Source organism: Nocardia australiensis, from assembly GCF_020733705.1.
Lineage (GTDB): Bacteria > Actinomycetota > Actinomycetes > Mycobacteriales > Mycobacteriaceae > Nocardia > Nocardia australiensis.
Map to the genome: position 1 here is coordinate 580,499 of NZ_JAJFZM010000002.1, position 23,314 is coordinate 603,812.

Annotated in this window: 24 protein-coding genes and 1 pseudogene; 16 read left to right on the forward strand and 9 right to left on the reverse strand. The window is 67.0% G+C overall.

Going from position 1 to position 23,314, the window contains the following annotated elements; all coding sequences use genetic code 11:
- Nucleotides 1-4: 4 nt before the first annotated feature.
- The 4 genes and pseudogenes from hypF to LKE06_RS17485 all read right to left on the reverse strand — a co-directional run bounded on the left by hypF (nt 5) and on the right by LKE06_RS17485 (nt 4,235).
- A complete protein-coding gene (gene hypF / locus LKE06_RS17470) occupies nt 5-2,278 on the reverse strand; it encodes a carbamoyltransferase HypF (RefSeq protein ID WP_228000259.1) in 2,274 nt (757 codons plus the stop codon).
- A 41-nt stretch (nt 2,279-2,319) separates the two neighbouring features.
- Nucleotides 2,320-2,531 (reverse strand): annotated as a pseudogene (locus LKE06_RS17475) (hydrogenase maturation protease); the annotation flags it as partial.
- Nucleotides 2,532-2,548: 17 nt separating this feature from the next.
- Nucleotides 2,549-2,704, reverse strand: coding sequence for a DUF6893 family small protein (locus tag LKE06_RS33225; protein ID WP_372477374.1), 156 nt, complete (start codon nt 2,702-2,704; stop codon nt 2,549-2,551).
- A gap of 553 nt (nt 2,705-3,257) precedes the next feature.
- Nucleotides 3,258-4,235, reverse strand: a complete 978-nt coding sequence (locus LKE06_RS17485) for a 1-phosphofructokinase family hexose kinase (RefSeq protein WP_228000261.1) — start codon at nt 4,233-4,235, stop codon at nt 3,258-3,260.
- Between the two features lie 518 nt (nt 4,236-4,753).
- On the opposite strand from LKE06_RS17485, the gene LKE06_RS17490 reads away from it, so the two are divergent.
- From LKE06_RS17490 to LKE06_RS17500, 3 genes are read left to right on the forward strand one after another with little or no spacing between them, the layout of a single operon-like run.
- A complete protein-coding gene (locus LKE06_RS17490; protein ID WP_228000262.1) occupies nt 4,754-5,554 on the forward strand; it encodes a sigma 54 modulation/S30EA ribosomal C-terminal domain-containing protein in 801 nt (266 codons plus the stop codon).
- A 10-nt stretch (nt 5,555-5,564) separates the two neighbouring features.
- Nucleotides 5,565-5,825: a DUF1918 domain-containing protein gene (locus tag LKE06_RS17495; RefSeq protein WP_228000264.1), complete on the forward strand. Its 261-nt coding sequence runs from the start codon at nt 5,565-5,567 to the stop codon at nt 5,823-5,825.
- Between the two features lie 49 nt (nt 5,826-5,874).
- Nucleotides 5,875-6,258: a hypothetical protein gene (locus tag LKE06_RS17500; protein ID WP_228000265.1), complete on the forward strand. Its 384-nt coding sequence runs from the start codon at nt 5,875-5,877 to the stop codon at nt 6,256-6,258.
- A 68-nt stretch (nt 6,259-6,326) separates the two neighbouring features.
- On the opposite strand, the gene LKE06_RS17505 is transcribed toward LKE06_RS17500, so the two are convergent.
- Nucleotides 6,327-6,662 (reverse strand): Ig-like domain-containing protein, encoded by a 336-nt coding sequence (locus tag LKE06_RS17505; RefSeq protein ID WP_228000267.1) that lies wholly within the window; start codon nt 6,660-6,662, stop codon nt 6,327-6,329.
- A gap of 7 nt (nt 6,663-6,669) precedes the next feature.
- The gene (locus tag LKE06_RS17510; RefSeq protein ID WP_228000269.1) at nt 6,670-7,224 is read right to left on the reverse strand and encodes a DUF2267 domain-containing protein; all 555 of its coding nucleotides are present in this window, start codon (nt 7,222-7,224) and stop codon (nt 6,670-6,672) included.
- A 228-nt stretch (nt 7,225-7,452) separates the two neighbouring features.
- On the opposite strand from LKE06_RS17510, the gene LKE06_RS17515 reads away from it, so the two are divergent.
- Both LKE06_RS17515 and LKE06_RS17520 read left to right on the forward strand, forming a co-directional pair.
- Entirely contained in the window at nt 7,453-8,799 is a 1,347-nt protein-coding gene (locus tag LKE06_RS17515; RefSeq protein WP_228000271.1) for a phosphoribosyltransferase, read from the forward strand.
- Between the two features lie 199 nt (nt 8,800-8,998).
- Nucleotides 8,999-9,598, forward strand: a complete 600-nt coding sequence (locus tag LKE06_RS17520) for an Rv1733c family protein (protein ID WP_228000273.1) — start codon at nt 8,999-9,001, stop codon at nt 9,596-9,598.
- 316 nt (nt 9,599-9,914) lie between these two features.
- Here LKE06_RS17520 and LKE06_RS17525 read toward each other — a convergent pair whose 3' ends face one another.
- Entirely contained in the window at nt 9,915-10,127 is a 213-nt protein-coding gene (locus LKE06_RS17525; protein ID WP_228000275.1) for a hypothetical protein, read from the reverse strand.
- On the opposite strand from LKE06_RS17525, the gene LKE06_RS17530 reads away from it, so the two are divergent.
- The 9 genes from LKE06_RS17530 to LKE06_RS17570 are packed head-to-tail and all read left to right on the forward strand — an operon-like array spanning nt 10,118 to nt 17,799.
- Nucleotides 10,118-10,573, forward strand: a complete 456-nt coding sequence (locus LKE06_RS17530) for a hypothetical protein (RefSeq protein WP_228000277.1) — start codon at nt 10,118-10,120, stop codon at nt 10,571-10,573. The genes LKE06_RS17525 and LKE06_RS17530 overlap by 10 nt on opposite strands.
- Nucleotides 10,570-11,496 carry a V-type ATPase subunit gene (locus tag LKE06_RS17535; RefSeq protein ID WP_228000279.1) on the forward strand — a complete coding sequence of 309 codons (927 nt, stop codon included), beginning with the start codon at nt 10,570-10,572 and terminating at the stop codon, nt 11,494-11,496. The genes LKE06_RS17530 and LKE06_RS17535 overlap by 4 nt, the downstream gene beginning before the upstream one ends.
- Entirely contained in the window at nt 11,483-12,778 is a 1,296-nt protein-coding gene (locus tag LKE06_RS17540) for a V-type ATPase 116kDa subunit family protein (protein ID WP_228000281.1), read from the forward strand. Before LKE06_RS17535 ends, LKE06_RS17540 begins: the two co-directional genes overlap by 14 nt.
- Nucleotides 12,775-13,194 (forward strand): ATP synthase subunit C, encoded by a 420-nt coding sequence (locus tag LKE06_RS17545; RefSeq protein WP_228000283.1) that lies wholly within the window; start codon nt 12,775-12,777, stop codon nt 13,192-13,194. Before LKE06_RS17540 ends, LKE06_RS17545 begins: the two co-directional genes overlap by 4 nt.
- A 1-nt stretch (nt 13,195) precedes the next feature.
- On the forward strand, nt 13,196-13,414 hold the full coding sequence (locus LKE06_RS17550; RefSeq protein WP_228000285.1) for a hypothetical protein: 219 nt from the start codon (nt 13,196-13,198) through the stop codon (nt 13,412-13,414).
- Entirely contained in the window at nt 13,411-13,935 is a 525-nt protein-coding gene (locus LKE06_RS17555) for a V-type ATP synthase subunit E family protein (RefSeq protein ID WP_228000287.1), read from the forward strand. The genes LKE06_RS17550 and LKE06_RS17555 overlap by 4 nt, the downstream gene beginning before the upstream one ends.
- Nucleotides 13,932-15,674: a V-type ATP synthase subunit A gene (locus LKE06_RS17560; protein ID WP_228000288.1), complete on the forward strand. Its 1,743-nt coding sequence runs from the start codon at nt 13,932-13,934 to the stop codon at nt 15,672-15,674. The genes LKE06_RS17555 and LKE06_RS17560 overlap by 4 nt, the downstream gene beginning before the upstream one ends.
- Nucleotides 15,671-17,140, forward strand: a complete 1,470-nt coding sequence (locus LKE06_RS17565) for a V-type ATP synthase subunit B (protein ID WP_228000290.1) — start codon at nt 15,671-15,673, stop codon at nt 17,138-17,140. Before LKE06_RS17560 ends, LKE06_RS17565 begins: the two co-directional genes overlap by 4 nt.
- A 20-nt stretch (nt 17,141-17,160) precedes the next feature.
- Nucleotides 17,161-17,799, forward strand: coding sequence for a V-type ATP synthase subunit D (locus tag LKE06_RS17570; RefSeq protein WP_228000291.1), 639 nt, complete (start codon nt 17,161-17,163; stop codon nt 17,797-17,799).
- A 125-nt stretch (nt 17,800-17,924) separates the two neighbouring features.
- Here LKE06_RS17570 and LKE06_RS17575 read toward each other — a convergent pair whose 3' ends face one another.
- A complete protein-coding gene (locus LKE06_RS17575; RefSeq protein WP_228000292.1) occupies nt 17,925-18,902 on the reverse strand; it encodes an Acg family FMN-binding oxidoreductase in 978 nt (325 codons plus the stop codon).
- 587 nt (nt 18,903-19,489) lie between these two features.
- Between LKE06_RS17575 and ppsA the strand changes: the two genes are divergently transcribed.
- Nucleotides 19,490-21,769: a phosphoenolpyruvate synthase gene (gene ppsA, locus LKE06_RS17580; RefSeq protein ID WP_228000297.1), complete on the forward strand. Its 2,280-nt coding sequence runs from the start codon at nt 19,490-19,492 to the stop codon at nt 21,767-21,769.
- A 234-nt stretch (nt 21,770-22,003) separates the two neighbouring features.
- On the opposite strand, the gene LKE06_RS17585 is transcribed toward ppsA, so the two are convergent.
- On the reverse strand, nt 22,004-22,858 hold the full coding sequence (locus LKE06_RS17585) for a universal stress protein (protein ID WP_228000299.1): 855 nt from the start codon (nt 22,856-22,858) through the stop codon (nt 22,004-22,006).
- Nucleotides 22,859-23,042: 184 nt separating this feature from the next.
- Here LKE06_RS17585 and LKE06_RS33230 point away from each other — a divergent pair, with 184 nt between their 5' ends.
- Nucleotides 23,043-23,234 carry a phosphoribosyltransferase family protein gene (locus LKE06_RS33230; protein WP_228000301.1) on the forward strand — a complete coding sequence of 64 codons (192 nt, stop codon included), beginning with the start codon at nt 23,043-23,045 and terminating at the stop codon, nt 23,232-23,234.
- Nucleotides 23,235-23,314 lie beyond the last annotated feature (80 nt).

Consider the following 23,314-nt stretch of genomic DNA (forward strand, 5'->3'; position numbering starts at 1 on the left):
TCGCTCACACCGCGCCGACTACCAGGAGCTGACCGAACGCGATCCCACCGTCGTTCGGTGGCAGTCTGCGATGACTGATGACGCGGAATCCGTCGCGCCGCAGCAAACGGGTGCAACTCGACAACAACAGCGCGTTCTGGAACACACCGCCTGACAGCGCGATCACCGACTGCGGCGCGGCAAAACGCCGTACCGCGGCGTTTACGAGGTCGGCGACGGCGGCGTGGAATCGGGCGGCGATGACCGCGGGCGGCGTACCGCCCGCGGCGTCGGCGACGACATCGGCGAGCACCGGGGCGGGGTCGACCCGGGCAGGATCGCCGTCGCGCCAAGCGAATCGGTACCGGCCCGCGGCACCGCAGGCCCCGCGTGCGATGCCTTCGAGTTCAATCGCGGCCTGCGCCTCATAGTCGACGACGTGCCGCACCCCGGCCAGGGAGGCGACTGCGTCGAACAGCCTGCCCATGCTCGAGGTCGGCACGCAGCCGAGGCCGGTGTCGAATTGGTGCTCGAGTACGGCACGCTCGGCTCTCGGGCATTCGTCGACCGAAGCGATGCCGGGGGACCACTCGATGCCCGCGGCACGCAGATGCGACAGTGCCATCCGGTAGGGCTTACGGACGCTGAGGTCGCCGCCCGCCACGGGCACATAGGACAGGTGCGCCAAGCGCCGGTAGCCCTTGTATCCGGCGACGAGAACCTCGCCGCCCCAGACCGCGCCGTCGGGCCCGTACCCGGTGCCGTCGAAGGCGATACCGAGAACCATCTCGTTCGCATCAATCCCGTGCTCGCCCATCACTGCGGCCAGATGCGCGTGGTGGTGTTGCACGGTGTGCACCGGTCGGTCGGCCGCATGCGCATGGGCCCACGCGGTCGAACGGTAGCCGGGGTGAGCATCGGCGGCGAGTTGGGTCGGGTGCACGCAGGTGAGTTCCTCCAGGTGGGATCGCGCCGTGTCGAACGCCCGCAAGGTGGCCAGATCGTCCATGTCGCCGATGTGCTGACTGAGCCAGGCGTAACGTCCATCGGCGACGGCGCAGGTGTTCTTCAGGTCGGCGCCGACCGCCAGGGTCGGGGGAACCGGGATGGGCAGCGCCAGCGGCAGCGGCGCGTAGCCGCGAGAGCGGCGCACCGGCAGTTCGGCGCCGTCCACGACACGCACCACCGAGTCGTCGCACGGGACGAGAATGCGCCGGTTGTGGCAGAGCCAAGCGTCGGCGAGCCCGGCCAGGCGGGTGCGGGCGTCGGCGTCGTCGTAACAGATCGGCTCGCCGCCGAGATTGCCGGAGGTCATCACCAGCACGCCGGGGCCCGGTGAGTCGCCGGGCAGGCCGAACAACAGCAGGTGCAGTGGGGTGTAGGCGAGCATGACTCCGAGGTCGGGGTTGCCGGGGGCGACCGCGCCGACGACGGGCCGTTCGCCGCGCGGCAGCAGGACGATCGGCCGCTGTGGACTGCTCAGCAGGGCCGCGCCGGTGGGATCGATGGTCACGATCCGCGCTGCGGTGTCCAGGTCGGCGACCATGACGGCGAACGGCTTGTTGCCGCGCCGCTTGCGGCGGCGCAATTCGGCCACGGCCGTGTCGTTGTCGGCGTCACAGGCAAGGTGGTAGCCTCCGATGCCCTTGACCGCGAGAATGCCTCCGGCGCACAGCAATTCGCGCGCCGCGGCGAGCGGCCGCGCCGGATCGCCGGGCCCGATGTAGGACAGGATGGGCCCGCAGTCCGGGCACGCGATGGGCTGGGCGTGGAACCTCCGATCGGCGGGGTCGGCATATTCGCGGTCGCAGCGCGCGCACATGGCGAAATCGGCCATGGACGTGCGCTTGCGGTCGTAGGGCAGCCCGGCGATGATGGTGAATCGCGGGCCGCAGTTGGTGCAGTTGACGAAGGGGTGGCGGTAGCGGCGGTCGGCGGGGTCGCGCAGTTCGCGCGCGCAGTCCGTACAGATCGCCACGTCGGGGGAGACCAGGGTGCGTCCGGCGCCGCCGCGCAGGGTGTCCCCGATCAGGAATCCAGTACCGCCGCGAATATCGACCGCGGTCTGCTCGACTGAAGCGACGACGGCCAGCGGTGGCGGGGAGTCGTGCACCCGGCGAATGAGCTCCCGCACTGATGCCTCGGCGCCCTCGACCTCGATGACAACGCCGTCGTTGTCGTTGGCGACACTGCCGGTCAGCGCGAGCTCGACGGCCGTGGTGTAGACGAATGGTCGGAATCCGACGCCTTGCACGACGCCCCGCACGAGCAGGCGGCGGCGAACGCGGTCGGCGCTCACGGCTGGTCTCCGCTGCCGAGCAGACGCAGCCCGGCCAGCGTCCGCGCCGCGCCATCGGCGTCGGTATTCGGCAGGGTGTCCACCAGCACCACCGCATCCCACCCGTCGAGCAGGTCGTAGGCCAGGTGCAACCCGCGGATGCCGTAGTCGACGATCCGCTGTTCTCCTCCGACACTGTGGTTAGCCGACCGACCACCTCGGGGCCGAATCCGTCGTCGCCGAGGAAGATATTGCCGATCCCGGCAACGAGCACGCACGTGGACGCTCATCTCACATGTGGCAAATCTTCGGATAACGCCGAAGGTCGGGGATCGACCGTATACCGAGATACGCGCCGACCTCGACCGCCACGTTGCGCACCGCGCGCCCTCTCGCATGCTCACAAACAGCGTCGACAAAGCATTGGGTTATCGCCAGTTCATGCATCCCGACCTCGCCTTTCGACAAGCCCCGGGATGAATCTTACCTCGCGGGCGAACTCGCCTCGGCAATGATCTGTCGCCACCCACTCGCCGATCCACGACACGTCATCGCATTTTCGCCCCAAGCGGCACTGATGTAGCGGAGTCGTTGCTGCGGGCTGCCTGCTACTGCTTGCCCTGATCCTCCACATCAACGTCGGTTTCCTGTCTTGTGAACGCGCTTTCGTTTTGTCGGATGCCTCGCCTCGGGCGCAATTCTCGATATTTTCACGCGCCATCCCGCCGAGAAGGGCTACGACGGGACCAGCTTCAGTGGTGTCGCAGGCGAGTTGGGCATCTCTCAGGGCTTGATCGTGCATCATGGCGAGGACTGGTGCCGGGATTTCGCGCAGAAGCTCGGAGGCGGACATGACCACTACACCCGCCTACTCCATCAGCGCAAATTACTGGTGGTTGGTACGTAGCTGGGAGCCGCGGCGACTCGCCGTAATCAGACGCGACACGTGCGTCAAGTTCTTGTGTAGGAGAGAGGAGTGCGGCCGATCGTCGACCGCGAGTCAGCGTCGGCTGGTTGGATGGGTGCGCACTTCGGGGAGAAGGGCGTCGACGGTTGCGCGTTCGAACACTTCGGTACCGGGCAGCATGACGGTGGCCGCGGCGGCGGCCACTCCATATTCGCAGGCACGAACACAGGGGTTGCCTTGGACCAGTTGATAAGTCACAGCGGCGACCAAGCTGTCGCCAGCGCACGCGTCGCTGCGGGGCGGCCCTGCCAACGGCGGCGCGGATATCTCGTAGTGCATGTCCCGGTCGGAGCACACGGCACCCAGTGCGCCGACCGTGGTGACTGCGTGCTCGGTCGTACCGAGGTCGAGTAGATAGTTGTTGGCGGCGCGGGCATCGTTGAAGTTCGCTATGGGCCTTCCGATGAGGTCGGCCGCTTCTCGTCGGTCGAGGCGAATCAGGAATACGGGCTCTTGCAGTAGTTTTCGCAACTGCATTCCGGTGATGTCGAGGACGATCGGGGTGCTGTAGGGGCGGATGCGGTGGGCGACCTCGGCGCAGAAGTCGTCGCGGAGTCCGGGTGTGGCGCTGCCGGTGATCACGACATAGGAGCAGTGTTGTGCCGCGACGACGATCTCTTCCAAACATCGGATTTCTTCAACCTCGGCGAGTTCGGGACCAGGCGGCACAATGTGGTAACTGTGCCCGGTCCATTCCTCGGCGACAACGATCGCTTCGCGGGTATCGGAACCGATCTCGATCCGGCGATGGTCCATACCCTCCTCATCCAGCAGGCGGTCGAGCCGTCGGCCGACCTCGCGGCCGGAGGTGTGCAATGCGGTAGCGGAACCGCCCAGCCTGCCGATGCAACGCGCGACGTTGATACCGCCGCCACCCCCTTGGACCGAGCTCAACTTGGCGCGGTTCTTGCCGCCACTGATCAGCCGCGGCGCCTCCAGGTATATGTCCACAGTCGGGTTCAGCGTGACTGTCAATATGGTCGACACGTGGGTACCTTCGATACCGGACACGCTCATTCCTTCTCTGAGCAGGATCTGACGCGCGGGAGTGAACGGAACACAGTGTCGAGCATCGAATCCTGCTGATACGGGTGCTGTTCGAATCAGCGTCCCCGGGTACCGACGGCCCGCTACAGTGCCGAAAGGCCCGGATGCGAGGCCGTTGGTCGGATCCTGGTGGAGAACCCGATCAAACCCTGGCGACACGAGTCGTGGATTTTCCGGCGTGACCCCGATTTCGCGGCCAAGGCGACCGGGATCCTCGACCTCTACCAGGGCTTTTATCAAGGTGAACCGCTCGGGCCGGGTTACCGGCTCTGGCAGCCTGCGGGCGACGTCTGCCTCCTAGCCAGGTTGTGTCGAGCAGGAGACCCTGACCGTCATCGGCGGCATATGACTGCGGAGGCGAGGGGCGAAGGTCCTGCTCCGCAGAGCACTTCTACCTGGTCGCGCGGGGTTGCTGCTGGAGACTTTCGGCTCTGTCGGCGGGGATCGGTCGGTGACATCGTCGGCTGAACCAGGAGGATGTCATGTACAAAAGTCCGTCTCATACAAGGCCCGCCCTACCGATATCGATAGGCCCACACGTACCCGACGCCGCGGTCGACTACGCACGCGAGAAGATCGGCCACGCATTGGATTACGCATCCGAACCGGTGCTCTTGGCACGGGTTCGGTTGACCGCGCATGCGGATCCGGCGGTCGAGAATCCGATTGTGGCCCAGGCGAACGTGAATATGGGTGGCCGTGCGGTGCGAGTTCAGGTCACGGCCGCGACCGCGCTGGAGGCGGTCGATCTACTGCAGACACGGCTGCGGTCACGCCTACAACGGCTGTCACGGCATTGGGAGGCCGTGCGCGGCGGACGACCGGTTCGCGGACCGCACGAGTGGCGTCACGGTGACCTCCCTGCCGCGCGGCCACCGTACTTCCAGCGACCCGCCGAGCTGCGTGAGGTGGTACGGCGCAAGTCGTTCGCGCTGGCCACCGAAACCTGTGACGAGGCGGCGTTCGATATGGAATTGATGGATTACGAGTTCCACCTGTTCACCGAATCGGGTAGCCACGTGGACAGCGTGCTCTACCGCAACGGCGACACCGGTTACCGCCTCGCCCAAGTCGATCCACGCCCTCGTGCCGTCACCAGTGGCACGACGCCGATCACGATCAGCCTTTCACCGGCTCCGGTGCTCAGCACCGAGACTGCTATCGAGCGACTCGAACTGGCCGGATGGCCGTTCGTATTCTTCTGCGACCGCGACCTGAACCGCGGTTGCGTGCTCTACCACCGCTACGACGGGCACTACGGCCTGATCACTCCCATCACCTAAGGAGACAGATATGTACGCCGAAAAGGGTAATTGGCTGCTAGTCGAGGGACGCACGATCGATGACACCCCTCGGCGCGGCCTGATCGAGGAGGTCCATTCACCTGACGGTTCGCCACCGTATCTCGTGCACTGGACCGACACCGGCCATCGCGCCCTCACATACCCCGGTCCCGACGCCCATGTACTCACCGCCGAGCAATTGCGAGCGCAGGAAGACATTGCGGCAGCACACTTCTCGTCGATGCAGCACACGAGCGGCGAACACCCCTAGACCCCCTGGACCGTGTTCGAGAGGGCACACATCACCACTGGAGGAATCCATGAGCAACCTCGCCGACCTCAGCCCAGCCGAACGCCAACTCGCCGCCCGCCGTGCCGTAGACGACCTCGGGCAGGGGCGCGACGACCATGCGGTACTGCGTGTGCGCTGCGGTCGCAGCCACCACGTCGCGACCGTTTTCGACACCACGGTCGGCGCGGTATACGAGTCGTCGGTCGGCCCACACGCACATGGGCACCGAGATTTCGTTGACGAGCCACATCACGCGAGTCGGACCGGCACCCGCTTCGCCGATCTGCTCGACGGCGACCGCTTCACCGACGACTTGGTGCCCGCCCACTGTGAATGCGGTAGCTACGAACTGTCGCGAACCGACATGCGCCGCGCGATCGACGCGGACCAGCACACGATCCAGCTGACCTGACCGCAGGCCCGGACCAGTGCAGTGGTGGTCTTCGAGCCGTCTGGAGCGCCATTCCCCACTGGGCGTGCTCAGGTGGCGTTGAGGTTGAAATCGATGGGATCCGGGCCCGGGATCATCTCCGCAGTGACATGGACCTCGACAGTCCCGACGAAGAACGGGGTGATCGGGATAGTTGCCGCGATACCTTCGGAGCTGGTGATGGCGTGCCAGCTGATGCCGTCGAGGCTCGGTGGTGTGGGGAAGACGGGGGCGGCCGACCCGCGCAGGGTGAAGGAGACCTCGATGCCCTCGAGTCCGGCGCCGTCGGGGTCGACGACCCGAGCGACGCAAGGTTCGGGAAACGGCGTTCCGGCCAGGGTTCGCTGGTCGTCGCCCGCGTAGATCGTCAATGTGCTCTCGGCCATGAGATTCCTATTCGAAGCGGCCAGAAATGTGGCGGAGTCTTCCGCAGCGTCGGATACTGCTCGCGTCAATTCCGTTCCTGTTGTGCCGCCGACCGGAAGACGAAGATGTCCTCGTCTGCCTCGACTGCGACCGAGTCGTTGGAGAGCCCGCGAGGATGTCACCCAAGCGCCCGGGGAGCACGGCGAAGACCGGCAGGAGATGGCCGGGGGAGAACGACGAGTCCATTGCGTCGGTGATGCTGCCGGCAAGGGCCGGAACCTCGACCTCGGCTATCCCGGCGGCGCTGGCGAATTGCTCGATGAATTCATCGACGTGGTGGTTGACCGGGACGCGGCTCGGTATCCATCCTTCGAAGAAGACTCCGCGAAACAGTTCGGGCAGCTGTGCGCTCGAGTGCGCCGCGGCGTCGACACCGATGCGGTCACGCACTGTGTGCAGCCAAGCGCGGACGACTCGATAGGTAAAGGCACGGTCGTCCGTGCCGATCGTGCCAGCAATAACACCCAACCATTTGTGTGCCCGATCGACTGTGGGAGCGAACGGGTCGACATGACGAGGCATAGCGGGGCCTGCCTTTCGTATCCGTCTTGTCCACCGTGCGACGGTCGGAGCATGGGCGACAGGGGCGAAGGTCACCACCTGGCACCTACTTTCCTTTCCAGCCGGGATCCTCCGGCTGGTTGCTTGTTCGAATCGGTGAGGACCAACGGCTCTTGGATCGGCGACCTCGAGATCTGCCGCCGACCGCAGGCGAACGCGAATCTGGATGTGTCTCCCGAGGAGGTTCCGATGCTATTTCTCGATCGTGGCGATGCCGGTCGGCGACTGGCCGCGCGGCTGCGCACTGTGAGTGTGGAAGACGCCGTGGTTCTCGGTTTGCCTCGTGGCGGTGTACCCGTCGCGTTCGAGGTCGCCCGGGCGTTGGGTGCGCCGCTGGATGTGATCGTGGTGCGCAAGCTGGGGGTGCCGTATCAGCCGGAGCTGGCGTTCGGTGCGATCGGCGAGGGCGAGGTCCGGGTGATCAATGACTTCGTGGTCGCCGACGCGCGGCTCACCGCCGCGGAAATGGCTCGGGTGGAAAGCCATGAGCGGGCAGAACTTATCCGGCGGGCGGAGGTATTCCGGGCCGGTCGTGCACGGATTCCGCTGGCGGGGCGCATCGCCGTCATCGTCGATGACGGTGTCGCGACCGGCGCGACCGCGCGCGCGGCATGTCAGGTCGCTCGGGCCGAGGGGGCTTCGCGTGTCGTGCTTGCTGTTCCGGTCGGTGCGCGGGATTCGTTGACGGCGCTGTCGAAAGAAGCCGATGAGGTGATCTCTCTCGAGGCGCCCACCCATTTCCTCGCTGTCGGCCTGTGGTACCGCCACTTCGGACAGACCTCCGATAAGAAGGTGGTCGAGCTGTTGCGCCGCGCTGGCGACGGCGTCCCGGCCCCCCTGGAGGTTCCCGCCGGGGATCCGCTGCTGCGTGACGACGAAGTGCGGGTGGTAGCCGGAAAGGTCGAACTCGCCGGGCATCTCACCATTCCGGAGGATCCCATCGGGTTGGTGGTGTTCGCGCACGGCAGTGGCAGCAGCCGCCACAGCCCCCGAAACCGCTATGTCGCGAGTGTGCTCAACCGAGCCGGACTGGGCACGCTGCTGTTCGACCTGCTCACACCGGAGGAGGAAATCGACCGCGCTAACGTCTTCGATATCGGGCTATTGGCCGGTCGGCTGGTCGAGGTCACCCGCTGGCTCACCCTCCAGGAACAGGTGGCGGGGTTGCGGATCGGCTACTTCGGGGCGAGTACCGGCGCCGGCGCGGCACTGCAGGCCGCGGCCGACACCAGTGTCGATATCGCCGCGGTGGTCTCGCGCGGTGGCCGACCCGATCTGGCTCGGGCGGCGCTGGCCGGGGTGCGCGCACCGACGCTGCTGATCGTCGGGGGACACGATCACGTTGTACTGGAACTGAATCAGCTCGCACAGGAGGCCATGTCGTGCGAGACCACGCTGGCGGTCGTGCCCGGCGCGACCCACCTGTTCCCCGAACCCGGTGCGCTGGAAAATGTCGCCGAACTGGCACGCGATTGGTTCGTCGCCCAACTGGGCCCCTTCGAGGCCGGGGAGCGGGTTGGCAAGGAGTCGCAATGACTGTCCTACGTAACGGCCGCTTCGCGGGGACCGCACGGGTCTGTACCGGACGGCCGGAAGGTCCTGAATTGTGGGACCGATTGCCCTTCTCGACTGGCCATTGCGCCCTTCCGACGGGTGTGCGCTGCGGCGATGCTTGATGGAAGCCCCTGATCCCACGCCGATCCGCGCGCGGGACGACGGCAGAAAGAGCTGGGCGATGGACAGTAATGGATTGGTGCCGTGGCAATCGCGGATCATGTACACATGGCGGCGAAACCCGTTGATGCGGACCAGTTATCGCGTGCAGTCGGTTTTGCACGGCATCGTGGTCGCGGCGATCGTCCTGGCGATTCCGGTCGCGGTGACGCTGGGCATGGTGACGCACGACCGGCTAGTCGAGCGAAGTGAGCAGCTGCGATCGGTCCTGCACACAGTCGACGCGACCTTGGACGCCGATGCGGAGCCGGTCGCGACGGCACCGATGGACGCGCCGTCCACTGCCGTCTCGGTGCAGGGGCACTGGGTATTCTCGGGCACCTCGCACAATGGGCAGATCACCACGAAACCGTCGGCAAGACAGGGGGATCGGATTCTGGTCTGGGTTTCGGCCGATGGCAATCAGGTGCCACCGCCTCCGAGTGCGTCGGGGGCGCTTCGGGACTCGATAGCCGTCGCGGTGGCCGCTTTCGTCGGAATGTCCACCCTCCTGCTGCTGTCGGGAGGCGGCATCGACTGGCTGTTGGATCGGGTCAGGCGCGAGACATGGGGCCGGGAATGGACCACGCTCGCCGCAGATCGCAGATGGAATGCCCACTGAGGCAGGGCATTCGGTTTCTCGAACGGAGTCAGGTCAGGACGAGACTTCGCCGAACTGGTTCGGATCTGCCAGTAACCAGCAATGCCTGTCGTCCACGGTGATGGATCTCCTCATGCGTGGCTCGCAGCGACTGTGTCGCAGCCTCGGGTATCACATGTCGCCGTTGCTCCAGACAATCGTCACCGACGCGGACACGATCAGCGAGTGGGACGCAGAACTATCGAGCCGCCTCCGCGATGCGGTATGAGCACTGCATCACCGAGCTGATCGCACCCGGTGTCCCGTCGTTCGATCCGCAGCTGTCGAGACAGGCCGCCTATCCGGCGGCAGTGTGGTTCACCGAGCAGATGACCGCGAACCTGTCCGTATCGGCCGCATCCCAGCCCGAACCCGAGCGACCGTCTCGAAGCCGGGAAGTGTCCGGCGCGGCCGAAAGTCCCACCGCAGTGGGGTCCTCGGCAACTAGCCCGGCACGCTCGCGCGACGTGACGATGGATGGGCACGGAGAGGAGTCGGCTGGTGCGACCATGGCGGGATTTTCTCGAACGCTTCCGCCCGACAGGCACACCCGGCGCGGCGGCGCTGCGTGGTGTTCCCGCGGATCGGGCCGGCGATGCCGAATCCGAGCTCGGGCTACTACTCGCGTTGCTCGACGACGCCCGAACACAGGCCGAGCAGATCCGGGCAGATGCCGTCGAACGGGCGCGCGGGATCCGGGCGCGGGCCCGCGGCCGAGCCGAGGAGATGGTGTTGTCCGCGCGGCAGCACACGGAATCAGCCAGGGCCGAGGCTGTCGGCCGAGCACGCGCGCAGAACGCGGCCGAACAGGATGCGCTCCGGAATGCCGCGGCAGCGGAGATCGAACGGATGCGGACCGCGGTGGCCGTCCGGATGCCGGACTATGTCGCGAGGGTGCGCAGCGAAACCCGAGCGCTGATCGACGGTTCGAACCGAAATTCGGAGGTCGGGCCGTGACCGCGGCGTGGGTGGCCGGGGATGTGCGCGCGCGAGCGCTGCTGGAGCGCCGTCTGGGTGCACGGCGAACGCGCGAGCTGGCCGCTCTGCCGTCGCTTGCCGGCGCCCAGCGGGTGCTGCTGAACAGTCCGTATCGCCGGGATATCGAACTCGGCAGGAGCCTGGCGGACACCGAACACGCGGTGGCAGCCGCCGTCCTGTGGCACCTACGAGTTCTCGCGGGCTGGCAGCCGCGCACCGGCGCCCGGATGGTCCGGTTGCTGGCGGGCGGATTCGAGGTGGCAAATATCGCCGAACATGCCCGCGCGCTGCGTGGCGCGATGCCCGGACCGCCGTTCCGGCTCGGGGCATTGGATATCGCTTGGTCGCGCCTGCGTACCACCGCGTCACCCGCCGAACTACGCCGGATGCTGGCACGGTCCCCATGGGGGGATCCCAACGGCGACACGCCATCCGACATCGTTGCGGGCGTTCAATTGGTCTGGGCGGACCGGGTTGCCAACGGTGTGCCCGATGCGGCTCGATGGGCGAGTAGGGCAGCCGCGTTACTACTGGCGCGCCGACTCCTGTTGGAAGGAGCTACCCCACCGGCCGGTGCGGTTGAGGCCAGGGCCGAGCGGCTTGTGGGCCGAGCCGCATTGCGCGCCAAGGATCTTCCGTCGTTCGCGGCCGCATTGCCCGCCCGGGCCCGCTTCGCGGTTGTTGAGACGACCGACCCCGGCGAACTATGGCGGGCGGAGTCGCGATGGTGGGCGGAAGTGGAGCGCGATGGCCGAGAGTTGTTGCGGCGATCCGGATTCGGGCCCGCCGCCGTGATCGGGACAGTGGCCTTGCTCGCAGTCGACGCCTGGCGCTGCCGGGCCGCACTGCAGATCGCCGCTGCGGGCGGGCGACCATTGGAGGCATACGATGCGCTGGCCTGAGCCGAAAGCCCCGGTGCGGATGGAGCGGATCGCGGTAGTCGCCCCGTCGGACAAGATCCGTGATGCGCTGATGGGTGTCGGGGAGGCCGGTATCGTTCAATTCGATGCACCGGAGCAGGCCGGACGCACGGAGCCACTCGCCGTCGAGGAACAGGTGCACGCCTATGCGGCGAAGGCGGTAACCCGCGACGGGGTGGTGGCGCTGGCGGGATGGTGCCCGTCGACCGCGGTGGACCGTCTCGCGACCCGATTGCGCTCCGCTGCAGCAGCTGTGGTCGTGCTGCCGCATCCGCCGGGAGGCGATCCGCCCACCCTGCTCGGGGCGACGAACCGGCTCGATCAATCGTTCACGCCGCTGGTGCGGACCTACGGCACAGTCCCGTATCGTGATATCGATCCGACCGTCCCGGCGGGCACCGCCTATGTGGTGATGTTCGGGATGATGTTCGGTGACGCCGGACACGGTCTCGTCCTGCTCGCGATGGCTCTCCTGGTGCGCGGCGGCCGGATTCGACGCCTGGCCGGGTTGCGGCGGGTGTGGCCTTTTATCGCAGCGGCGGGCGCGGCCGCCACCGTCTTCGGTGCGCTGTACGGCGAGTTCTTCGGCCCGACAGGGCTCTTACCAGTGCTGTGGCTGGCGCCATTGGATGAGCCGATGGCCCTGATGGCGACCGCGGTCGCGGTCGGTGCGATGCTGCTCGCCCTGGCCTACGGGGTCGGCATCGTGAACCGTTGGCGCGAGGGCGGATTGGGGCTAGCGCTGTACGCATCGACGGGAATCGCCGGAGCCGCCGTATTCCTTGGCATCGCCGTCATCGTCGGCGCGGTACTCATCGGGACCGTACCGGTGATGATCATAGGAGGTGTACTGGCAACGGCCGGACTGATTTTCGCGGCAGCCGGACTGTACGGCGAATCCGGTGGCGGTGCGGACGGAGTCGCGCAGGCCGGTATCGGGCTGTTCGACCTGCTGGTGCGGATGGGGTCCAGTATCGTTTCCTTCGCCCGCCTGGCCGCGTTCGGGATCACGCATGCGGCATTGGGTTGGGTGGTCTGGACCGCCACGGTTTCGCTGGCGCGTGGTGGGCCATTCGCCATCGTGGGTGCCGCGCTCGTCTTCGCCGTCGGCAATGTTCTCGCCTTCGCGCTGGAAGCGTTGGTCGCGGGCATTCAAGCGTTGCGGCTCGAGTACTACGAACTGTTCTCCCGGGTCTTCCTCGGTGAAGGAATCCCGTTCCGTCCCTGGCGAATTGCCACCGTCGATCATCAGGAGTCGACATGACCTGGATCATCACGCTACCCGTACTCTTCGTCGGATTCACGATGAGCGTATTGCTGCTTCGCCGCGGCGGCCGGTTGGCGCAGCGACTGTTCTACACGATCAATGTGGTGTTGCTGCTTGCCGGGATGGCCGTAGTTGCCGCGGCCGTCTCCTCGGGTCCGGCGACAGCTGCGGCCGAGTCCGCCGGGACGTCCGCCGCGAGCGGGAGTTGGGCGGCGTTGCTCGGCGCCGCGATCTCGGTCGCCGGTTCGTCGATCGGTGCGGCCATCGCCGTCTCCTACACCGGCGCGGCCGCATTGGCAGCGCTGAGCGAACGACCGGAGTTGTTCGGTCGCGCGATGGTGATCGTCGGTCTCGCCGAGGGAATCGCCATCTACGGTTTGATCGTCGCGGTCATCCTGATCGGGAAGGCCTGAGATGGCAGCCGTCGCTGTCATCGGTGAACCGGCACTGGTGCAGGGCTATACGCTCGCCGGGGCGGTAGTGTTCGCGGCGGCGGATGTCGAAGCGGTGCGCGACGCGTGGCGTGCCCTCGAACCGGATACGACACTGGTTATCCTCACCCCGGCCGCTGCGGCCGCGCTGGCGGCGCGGCTTCCGGCCGATGAGCCGTTGACTGTGGTGATGCCCGAATGACCGCGCTGGACATCGACCGTGCGCGAGCCGCACTCACACCGGTGGCCGACGAACTCCAGCACCGCGCCACCATGGACGCGCAGCGCATCGTCGCTGAGGCCGAGGCCGACGCAGGCCGAATCCTCGACGAAGCACGGTCACAGGCCGAGGAGATGCTCGCCCGCGCGCGATCGGCCGCCGTCGTCGAGATCGCGGCGTTACGGAACACCGAGAACGCGCGCATCCGCCGGGAACTGCGAGCCGATCTGCTCACCGCCCGTCGCCTCGCCTATGACCAACTGCGCCACGAAGCCACGGTGTCCGTCCTTGCGTTGCATACCGATTCGAGCTATCCCGCATTACGGGATCGCCTGCGCGACACCGCGCGACAGGTGCTCGGATCGCGGGCGGTGATGCGCGAGCCCGCCGAGGGCGGCATCATCGCCGAAACGGGCCATCGTCGACTTGATCTCGGGTTGTCCGCGCTCGCGGCTCGCGCCCTCGACCGGATCGCGCCCGAGATCGACGGGCTGTGGACATGACGGCGCGGCAACCGGTCGATGATGCAGGTACGGCGCGGGTGCTACGTGTCGCTGGCCCGCTCGTCGAGGTCGAGAACTCCGGCGACGCCGCCGTACACGACCTGGTAATGCTCGGCGTGCGTGGGACATTCGGCGAAGTGGTCGCTATTCGGGGCGGCACGCTGATAGTGCAGGCCTACGAATACACCGGTGGACTGCGGCCGGGCGATCCGGCGGTCGCTCAGGGCAGGCCACTGTCGGCGCGGCTCGGCCCTGGGCTGCTCGGCGGCGTATTCGACGGCCTGTTGCGGCCGTTGTCTACCGCACCGACCTGGTTGGCGCCGGGGTCCTACCGGCATCGCGATGCCCGGCGGTGGCGGTTGCGGCCCACGGCGCGGCTCGGTGACCAGGTGGCAGCCGGGGCGGTGCTGGGCACGGTGGCCGGTCCCGGGCAGGTCGAATACCGTGTGCTGGTGCCACCGGCGGCGGGTGGCCGCGTCGAAACCATTGTCGCCGAGGGCGATTACCCGGATGAGGCGAGCGTGGCCGTGGTCGGTGGCACCGCGGTGCCACTGGCCACGCATTGGCCGATCCGCACCGCGCGTCCCTACCGACAGCGTCTCGAACATTCCGAACTGCTCACCACCGGACTTCGTGTGCTGGATCTGCTCTTTCCGGTCGACCGAGGCGGAACCGCCTGTGTCCCAGGCGGATTCGGCACCGGTAAGACCGTGCTCTTGCAGCAGATAGCCAAGTGGTGTGACGCCGACGTGATCGTCTACATCGGCTGCGGCGAACGCGGCAACGAGATGGCCGAGATAGTCGCGGAGATCTCCGAGCTGTCCGATCCACGGACCGGCGGACAGCTCTCCGATCGGACGGTGATCATCGCCAACACCTCGAATATGCCGATGATGGCCAGGGAGGCCAGCATCTATACCGGCGTCACGGTGGCGGAGTACTTCCGCGATATGGGCTATCACGTGGTGGTCGTCGCGGATTCTACCTCGCGGTGGGCAGAAGCCTTGCGCGAGTTCGCATCCCGGACGGGGGAGCTGCCTGCCGAAGAAGGCTATCCGGCGAACCTCGCGAGCGCATTGGCCGCCTTCTACGAACGTGCCGGAGCAGTGCGGACTCTGGGGGGCCGACTCGGATCGGTGGCGGTGCTCGGGGCGGTATCGCCGCCCGGCGGCGACCTCACCGAACCCGTCACGGTGCAGACTGAACGCTTCGTCCGTTGCCGGTGGACGCTGGACCACGAGTTGGCCTACGCCCGGCACTATCCGGCGGTGTCGTGGTCGGGGTCGTTCTCCCGGGACGCCGAACCGCTCGGCGCCGTATATGCCGCAAAAGGCGACACCGGTTGGGCGGCAAGGCGTTCCCGGGTGATCGAGCTGCTCGCAGAGTCGGATCGTCTCGCCGCGTTGAGCGAACTGGTCGGCGCAGAGGCGTTGCCGCCACGCGAGCGCATGATGCTGTTCGCGAGCCGACTGCTGCGCGAGGGCCTGCTACAGCAGAGCGCGTTATCAGACGCCGATGTCTACAGTGCGCCGGAGCGGACCGCACTGCTGGCCGATGCCATCCTGGCGGTCGTCGACCGCTGCCTCGGCGTCATCGCGGGCGGGGTGACCGCGGACGCGGTGGAGGCACTGGATTTCGGCCCGCTGATCCGGGCTCGCGAACTCGCGGGACCCGATCTCGCCGCCACCGTCGCGCAACGCCGCGATGCCGCGCTGGGCCGATTGGAGCAGCTGCTATGAGCGTGGCGTCGTGTAGCGATCCGAAGAGAGGTGGCGCTCAGGCCGCAGCCGGCCACGATGCGTCCGTACCACAGTGGATCGAATACACCCATATCCAGGAGTTGCGCGGACCGCTGATCGTGGTCGCCGATGTTGACGGTGTCGGCTGGGACGAGTTCGTGCTGATCCGGCTCGGCGACGGTTCCGTCCGCCATGGGCTGGTGCTAGAGGTGAATCGTGATCTGGCCGTCGTCGAGGTTTTGGAGAGTACGACCGGGATGAATATCGGACAGACCCGGGTCGAGTTCACCGGGCAGCCGTTGCGGATTCCGGTCGGTGACGGTTGGCTGGGCCGGGTTTGCAACGGTCGCGGCGAGGCGATCGACGGCGGGCCCCCGGTGACCGGCCCTCGGCAGGTGCCGGTGTCAGGCGATCCGATGAACCCGCTGCGGCGCGAGACGCCGACCGAGCCGATCCTGACCGGTGTTTCGGTGGTCGACGCGCTGATGACCATCGTTCGGGGCCAGAAGCTGCCGGTGTTCTCGCTGCCCGGTCTGGCACATCTGCAACTGGCCTGCCAGATCGCCGCCCAGGCGACCGCGGCGGGCGCACCGTTCTGCGTCGTTTTCGCCGGTATAGGCCTCACCCACACCGATGCCGCCTACGCCCGCTCCGTACTCGACGAGCGAAGTGCCGCAGGCGAACTCACCCTGCTGCTGAATTCCGCCGACGACCCCGTGATCGAACGCCTACTGACACCGCGGATCGCCTTGACCATCGCCGAACATCTCGCCTTCGAATCCGGTCGCGATGTGCTGGTGGTGCTGACCGATATGACCAGCTACGCCGAGGCGCTGCGGGAGGTGTCGGCAGCCCGGGGTGAGATTCCCGCGCGCCGCGCCTATCCCGGATATCTGTACAGCGATCTCGCGACGCTCTACGAGCGCTGCGGTCGGCTCCGCGATCACCCTGGCTCGGTGACCGTACTACCGGTGCTGACAATGCCAGGTGGCGATATCACTCATCCGGTGCCCGATCTCACCGGCTACATCACCGAGGGGCAGATCGTCTTCGCCACCGAAATGGGTGACCGCGGGGTGTACCCGCCGGTCGACGCGCTGTCGTCGCTGTCACGGCTGATGCACAAGGGGGTCGGCCCCGGCCGCACCCGCGACGATCATCTTCCGCTGGCCGGGCAGTTATTGGCCGCACTGGCCAGTGCCCGGAAACTACAGCAGTTGGCGGAGCTGATCGGAGCCGACGCGCTGCGACCCGTCGACCGCCGCTATCTCGAATTCGCCGAGGCGTTCGCGCACGAATTCGTCGACCAGCATGTCGATGAGCTCCGCGATCTCGACACCACACTCGAATTAGCCTGGCACGTGGTTCGACGGCTGCCGCGCAGCGAGCTGTCCATGCTACCGAGCGAACTGCTGAATGCCCATCTCGGACCCGAAGAACTACCTGGCGTCGACGGGACCGGTTGAACCCGATGTCGGCGATAAGGGTGCCTCCAGGCCATGCCGGACGACAGTGGCTGCGCGAACGTCTCGAGCTCGCCGAACGCGGCGCGGGACTGCTCGAGGACAAGCTGCGCATACTCCGACCGCAACGGCAACGATTACGCGCCCGGGTGCACGAGACCGCTCGCGCCTGGCAACACCACTGCCGCGAGGCACAGACCTGGACCGTGCGCGCCACGCTGCTGAGCGGTCAGCGCGCGGTGCGACTGGCCGCGCCGGAGCGTGCGACCACCGTCACGCTGACGAGCACGGCGACGGTCGGCATTCGCTATCCGGAACAGGCCACGTGCACATTCCCACCCGAAACGGACCCAACCGCGGTGACAAGCAGTTCGGCGGTGTCCATGGCGCAGCGGGCACATCGCGACGCGGTCGACGCGGCCGCGGATCATGCCGTCGCCCTTGCCGGATTACGCATCGTCGAGCGCGAATTCGCGGCCACGCAGTTACGGGCCCGCGCCTTACGGAAACGTTGGCTGCCGCGCCTACACGCCGCGCTGGTACAGCTCGAACTCCACCTGGAGGAGCAGGAGCGCGCCGAGGCGATCGACCGCAAACTCGCTGCCGCACCGCGAGACAACGGTATCGCGACGGTCGGAAGGGCGGATTCTCAGGGATGTTGACAACGATTCGAAGCAAATGAAACCCGAGGCCGCCAGGACACCACGCCGACTCGGTCGAGTGGAACTATGCGTCGCAGGGCCGATGGTTGGCGCGGCGATGACGATCGAGGGTCACAGCTGCGACTTCATGACCTCGTGAGTATGTCGGACAGCGGTAGACGAGGCGTCGGCGGGGCATCCTCGGCGGATTCGGGTACATTGCCGACCCGGATGAGGACCTGCGGTAGTTGGGTGCGCCCGGTCAGCCGCCGGACGATCGCGCGGCTCTGTGGCACTTCGGTCAGGTGACTCAACGGGCAGGTCGCATATCCGGCGATCGTGCATTCGAGCAGAACTGTGGACAGCACCTCACCGCAGCGCAGCAGCTCCTGCGGCGTATCACGGTCAGTGGACAGCACGAGGACTGCCGAGTCGTCCGCGGTTACCTCGGTACGCCGTGGTTCGCCGATGACAGTCGGGAATTTGCGGCCGATGTCGACGCGCTTGTATTCCTCCTGCGAGATCAGCGCTGCGCGGGGAATTCCAGCCGCTGCTACCGTATGCCCGGCCCACCATCGCAGCTCGGCCTGATACCAGGAGTCGTAACGGCGCAGCGATGAGGCGAGTCTCGAGGCGCTGGCCAGGCTGGTCCGGGCCTCCGCAGATAGCACGTCGAGGAGGGCATCCTCGGGTTCGAAGGTACTGCGCAGCACGGTCTCGAATTCGGCCCACCCGGTCGGGGCCGCGAACGGCAGCCGGTCGGAGTGCCGCCGGACGATGGCGTCGGCGCGTTCGCGTTCACCCTCGGTCACGATCGGGGATGGGCGGAAGGTGACTGTGGCCAGATGGCGGAGACGGGTGGGCTCCGGGAACCTGGTGATGATGGTTCGCCAACCTGCGGCCGCCATCGCGGCATGCAGATGATCGAGTGTGATACCGCAGCTGATCAGCATTTCTCGGCCGGAGGGGTCCGCCGAGGGAAGCATCCGGCCCGGCACGGAGAACAAGCGCAGCGACGTGCCGTTGAACTCCCAGCGCCAAGGCTGGCTGTTGTGCAGCGACGGTGCGCGGCCAGCCAGCAGGACGGCCTTCTCGATGACCTCATCGGTGAGCACACGGTTCATACCTTCACCGTAGGAAGCGCGCCTGCGCGCATCCGGAGTCGTTGGTCCCTGGTTCCGCGCTACTGGTCCCTGGGCCGACGGTACCCACCGACGGCCTGGCCATGACCGTACCGTGCGTTCGAGGTGGCCTTTCCGCAGGTCCGGCCCGACCGGGAACTCCGGCCCTGTTTCGGACGGGGTGACCAAATGCAGTCTGGTGCTGCGGACATCGTGACCGCGGAAACAAGATTCGAGGAAATAGATGATGATGGACTCCGAGGTCAAGGCCCGAGCCGTCTACCTCGGCGACCGGGGCTGTGTTCGTTCCGGTCACTGGACCTGTGGACAACGACCGGCCTGCTGCTCGCATATGTGCTGCTGGCTGGTTCACGGCGGCTGTCGGTTAGTCCGAAGTCGTGCACTACGGAATTCGCGTCGTCCGTGCGGTGGATTCTCGCTGAGGCAGAGGATTGCCTCTCGCCGCCACGTCTCGGTGAGCGACCGAGCGGCTGCGGGTGGCGCACCGACCGGAACAAAGGACTTTCGGCCGCCGGTCGGTCGGCATTGTCCTCTCGCTGCCGGTCCCGGGCGCCGCGCACAGTCGAAGCATGGACTTTGTACGTGACATCGCCGCAATCGGACTGGCCGACGAGGTCGAGGCGGGCGGAAAAGGCGCCAATCTGGGGGAACTGACCGCGGCGCGGCTGCCCGTGCCCGCGGCGTTCGTCGTGCTGCGCTCGGGCTATTTGGAAGCAATGCGCCGCAGCGGGGTGGCCGACGATCTGGCCGCGGAGCATCGTGCCGCGCTGGCCGCCGTCGGTGACCACGCCGAACTCGCCCAGCGCTGTGATCGGCTGCATGCGCTGGTGGCCAAGGCGGGCATGCCCGAGGACCTCGAAGAACAGATCGCGCACACCTACGCCGGACTCGGCGGGGCGGACGGGCCCGCGCTGGTCGCGGTTCGTTCCTCGGCCACCGGGGAAGACAGCGCCTCCGCTTCATTCGCCGGGATGAATGTGACAGCGACAAACGTGAGCGGCACTGCGGATGTGGTCGAGGCGGTGCGCTCCTGCTGGGCGTCGCTGTTCAGCCCGCGTGCCGAAACCTACCGCGCCGAACGGAAGTTCACCGGTGAACCGGCCATGGCCGTCGTGGTGCAGGTGATGGTCGCGGCGGAGCGCAGTGGGGTGGCGTTTACCGCTGATCCTGGGACCGGAGACCAGAGCCGGATCGTGATCGAGGCGGCACGCGGGCAGGGCGAGGTCGTCGTCTCTGGAGCCGTAGAGCCCGACCATTACGTTCTCGCCAAGGAGGATCTGCGAATTCTGGAGTCACACATCGGAAAACAGGGCTTCGCGATCGTCCGCAGCATGGACGGAACTGGCGACCGGACCATCGAGGTCGATGCGGACGACCAGGGGCGGGCACTCGATGATGAGCAAGTACGTCAGATCGCCCGGCTCGCCATGGCAGCCGAAAAGCACTATGGCACACCGCAAGATGTGGAGTGGGCGATCGAGGGCGACCGAATGTGGCTGGTCCAGGCCCGCCCGATCACCACCCTCGGTACCGTGCAGGCGCCGCATGCCGACAGTGGCGACGGAGCGGCGCTGGCGACCGGGTTGGCCGCCGCACCGGGTGTGGCCAGTGGCGCCGTTCGGGTACTCGCCGGACCGTCCGAGGGACATCTGCTGCACGACGGAGAGATCCTGGTCGCCGAGATGACGACGCCGGACTGGGTGCCGACCATCCGCAAGGCCGCGGCACTGGTCACCGACAGCGGCGGAGTCACCTGTCACGCCGCCATCGTCGCCCGGGAACTGGGCGTGCCCTGCGTAGTCGGCACCCGCACAGCGACCAAGGATCTCGTGGACGGGCAGATCGTCACCGTCGACGGCGGAAGGGGCCGGGTCGTCGCGGGCGCGGTCACCCGGCCGGTCCATGCCGTCGAGGTGGCTACTGCACCCCGGGCGACGGTCACCACCGCCACCAAGATCTACGTCAACCTAGCTATGCCCGATATCGCGGAAGCAGTTGCGGCACAGGACGTCGACGGAGTCGGGCTGCTTCGCGCCGAGTTCCTGCTGACTCGTGCACTCGGCGGGCGGCACCCACATGACCTGATCGCTCGCGGCGAGCAGGAAGCCTTCGTCACCCGGATGGCGGACTCGCTCGGCGGGATTGCTTCGGCCTTCGCGCCCCGCCCGGTGATCTATCGCGCAACCGACTTGCGCAGCAACGAATTCCGCGGACTGACCGGTGGCGAGCAGTACGAGCCGGTGGAGGACAACCCGATGATTGGATATCGGGGCTGCTTCCGCTACATCCGCGAGCCGGAGATGTTCACGCTCGAGCTGGCCGCGCTGGCCCGGGTGCGCGAGCAGAACCCGAACGTGCACTTGATGATTCCGTTCGTGCGCACCCGCTGGGAACTGGAGGCATGCCTGGAGCTCGTCGACGCCAGCCCGCTCGGACGGGCCCGCTGCCTGCATCGCTGGGTAATGGCCGAGGTCCCCTCGGTCGTGCACTGGCTACCCGAATACGTCGGCCTCGGCATCGACGGCGTCTCCATCGGCAGCAACGACCTCACCCAGCTCGTTCTCGGTGTGGACCGCGATTCGCAGTTGTGCGCGGAGGTTTTCGACGAGGCCGATCCGGCTGTGCTGGCGGCGATTGAAAAGATCGTGCAGACCGCCCGCGCCCACGGCATCACCTCCTCGCTGTGCGGCCAAGCGCCCTCCACCCGCCCCGACTTCGCCGAATACCTTGTCCGCATGGGCATCACCTCCATCTCGGTCAACCCGGACGCAATCGACACGGTCCGCCGCACCGTAGCCGCCGCCGAGCGCCGAGCGCTGTTGGACGCCGCACTGAACGCGCGGCGGTGACGTGCCGGTGCGTACAACCGCTACCGCGACAAAGCCCAGATCGCGCAGTGGCAGCAGCACGACCCGATCCCGCGGCTGTTCGTCCAAGGAGCTGCCCGGGGACGTCGAAAAGCTCACGCGCGCAACCGGAGTACCGATCAACGAGGCCGACTACGCCCGCATGGAATCGATCGACTCATGTGTGGATTCGCTCACTGCGGTCGAGTGAGCCTGACTTCGAACAGGTCACACACATCAGGATTGGCACACCAGTACTGGGCAGGCAGCGTGGTGGAGCAGATCCCGGGTGGTCGACCCGAACAACAGAGCCGCGGCGGTGGAGTGGCCGTGGCGGCCGACGACGAGCAATTGCGCATCCCGCGCTACCTCGTTCAGCACTGAGCGGGCCAGGCCGGGGACGGGCATTTCGATGACCTCGACATCCGGGTATTCCGTGCGCCAGTCGGCCAAAGACTCGGCCAGGAGAGTACGTTCCTGCTCACCACGGTCGAGGTGGTGACCCACCGGTTCGATGCGCGAGGGCCGGCAGTGCACCGCGGTCAGCGGCACCCCGAGCGCTGCGGCGATCTCGAAACCGTGGGCGATGGCTGGGATGCTGAGCTCGGTCCCGTCCACACCGACCGCCACCGGCCTACCGCGGGGAATAGGCCTGCCGTTCTCGCCGCGCCACACCCCGACCGGGCAGTGCGCATGCTCGGCGACATGCACGGTGGTCGATCCGATCAGCCTTTCCTCGTAGGCGCTCTGCGCACCCACCACGACGATACGGGCGTGCGCGCTCAGCTGCACGAGCGCCTTGGCGGGCGGGCCATCGGGCAGTGCGGCGTCGACCGTCAGCTCCGGGTCGCAGGTGCGCACGAGTCGGCAGGTTCGATCCAGGGTTCGAGTGGCGGCGTCGTATGCGTGCGGTGCATGGACGAGGTCGGCCAGCTGCTGCGCGGCGGTGCGCCGGCGCGCCAGCGCGTGGGCGATTAACAGTGGCGCGTGCAGGGCGCTGGCGAGATAGGCCGCCCAGCGCGCCGCATTCAACGCCATCGCGGAATCGTCTACGCCGACGACGATGGTGTTGTGGTCGGCCCTGGTACCCATAGGTCCTCACTCCTGGGCAGCCCACTCGGCCGCTCTGTGTTCGTCAGAGGTGCGCTGCTGGTACGGAGCACTAATCATGGTCGTATCCCCACTATCCGCCGAGCCGTGTGCACGGGGTAGAGCCACCGGGTAGTGGCGGCGTTGACCAATGTCATCCGCCGGAGCGGCTCAGCACAGGCGACGGATGACCCGAGTGCCCGCGAATTCCGTTGGCAGACGGACCGTGATCATCGTCGATGATGGTGCCGCCACCGGGGCCACAGCTCGTGCGGCCTGCCAAATGGTGCCGACACAGGGTGCGGCTCGGATCCTGTTGGCGGTCCCGGTTCGGGCCCGGATGCGCTGGCTGCCCTGTCGAAGGAGGCTGACGAGGTGATCTGTCTCGAACAGCCGTCGCGGTTCCACGCTGTCGGCCAGTGGTACTACCCCGAGCTGCTGCGCCGCGCCGTTGACGGT

What these genes read in the sequence shown, in the direction of transcription:
- LKE06_RS33225 (WP_372477374.1), bottom strand. Translation starts at nt 2,704, where the DNA reads ATGCATGAACTGGCGATAACCCAATGCTTTGTCGACGCTGTTTGTGAG.
- LKE06_RS17490 (WP_228000262.1), top strand. Translation starts at nt 4,754, where the DNA reads ATGTACAAAAGTCCGTCTCATACAAGGCCCGCCCTACCGATATCGATA.
- LKE06_RS17495 (WP_228000264.1), top strand. Translation starts at nt 5,565, where the DNA reads ATGTACGCCGAAAAGGGTAATTGGCTGCTAGTCGAGGGACGCACGATC.
- LKE06_RS17500 (WP_228000265.1), top strand. Translation starts at nt 5,875, where the DNA reads ATGAGCAACCTCGCCGACCTCAGCCCAGCCGAACGCCAACTCGCCGCC.
- LKE06_RS17505 (WP_228000267.1), bottom strand. Translation starts at nt 6,662, where the DNA reads ATGGCCGAGAGCACATTGACGATCTACGCGGGCGACGACCAGCGAACC.
- LKE06_RS17510 (WP_228000269.1), bottom strand. Translation starts at nt 7,224, where the DNA reads ATGCCTCGTCATGTCGACCCGTTCGCTCCCACAGTCGATCGGGCACAC.
- LKE06_RS17515 (WP_228000271.1), top strand. Translation starts at nt 7,453, where the DNA reads ATGCTATTTCTCGATCGTGGCGATGCCGGTCGGCGACTGGCCGCGCGG.
- LKE06_RS17520 (WP_228000273.1), top strand. Translation starts at nt 8,999, where the DNA reads ATGGACAGTAATGGATTGGTGCCGTGGCAATCGCGGATCATGTACACA.
- LKE06_RS17525 (WP_228000275.1), bottom strand. Translation starts at nt 10,127, where the DNA reads ATGGTCGCACCAGCCGACTCCTCTCCGTGCCCATCCATCGTCACGTCG.
- LKE06_RS17540 (WP_228000281.1), top strand. Translation starts at nt 11,483, where the DNA reads ATGCGCTGGCCTGAGCCGAAAGCCCCGGTGCGGATGGAGCGGATCGCG.
- LKE06_RS17545 (WP_228000283.1), top strand. Translation starts at nt 12,775, where the DNA reads ATGACCTGGATCATCACGCTACCCGTACTCTTCGTCGGATTCACGATG.
- LKE06_RS17550 (WP_228000285.1), top strand. Translation starts at nt 13,196, where the DNA reads ATGGCAGCCGTCGCTGTCATCGGTGAACCGGCACTGGTGCAGGGCTAT.
- LKE06_RS17555 (WP_228000287.1), top strand. Translation starts at nt 13,411, where the DNA reads ATGACCGCGCTGGACATCGACCGTGCGCGAGCCGCACTCACACCGGTG.
- LKE06_RS17560 (WP_228000288.1), top strand. Translation starts at nt 13,932, where the DNA reads ATGACGGCGCGGCAACCGGTCGATGATGCAGGTACGGCGCGGGTGCTA.
- LKE06_RS17565 (WP_228000290.1), top strand. Translation starts at nt 15,671, where the DNA reads ATGAGCGTGGCGTCGTGTAGCGATCCGAAGAGAGGTGGCGCTCAGGCC.
- LKE06_RS17575 (WP_228000292.1), bottom strand. Translation starts at nt 18,902, where the DNA reads ATGAACCGTGTGCTCACCGATGAGGTCATCGAGAAGGCCGTCCTGCTG.
- ppsA (WP_228000297.1), top strand. Translation starts at nt 19,490, where the DNA reads ATGGACTTTGTACGTGACATCGCCGCAATCGGACTGGCCGACGAGGTC.
- LKE06_RS17585 (WP_228000299.1), bottom strand. Translation starts at nt 22,858, where the DNA reads ATGGGTACCAGGGCCGACCACAACACCATCGTCGTCGGCGTAGACGAT.
- LKE06_RS33230 (WP_228000301.1), top strand. Translation starts at nt 23,043, where the DNA reads ATGACCCGAGTGCCCGCGAATTCCGTTGGCAGACGGACCGTGATCATC.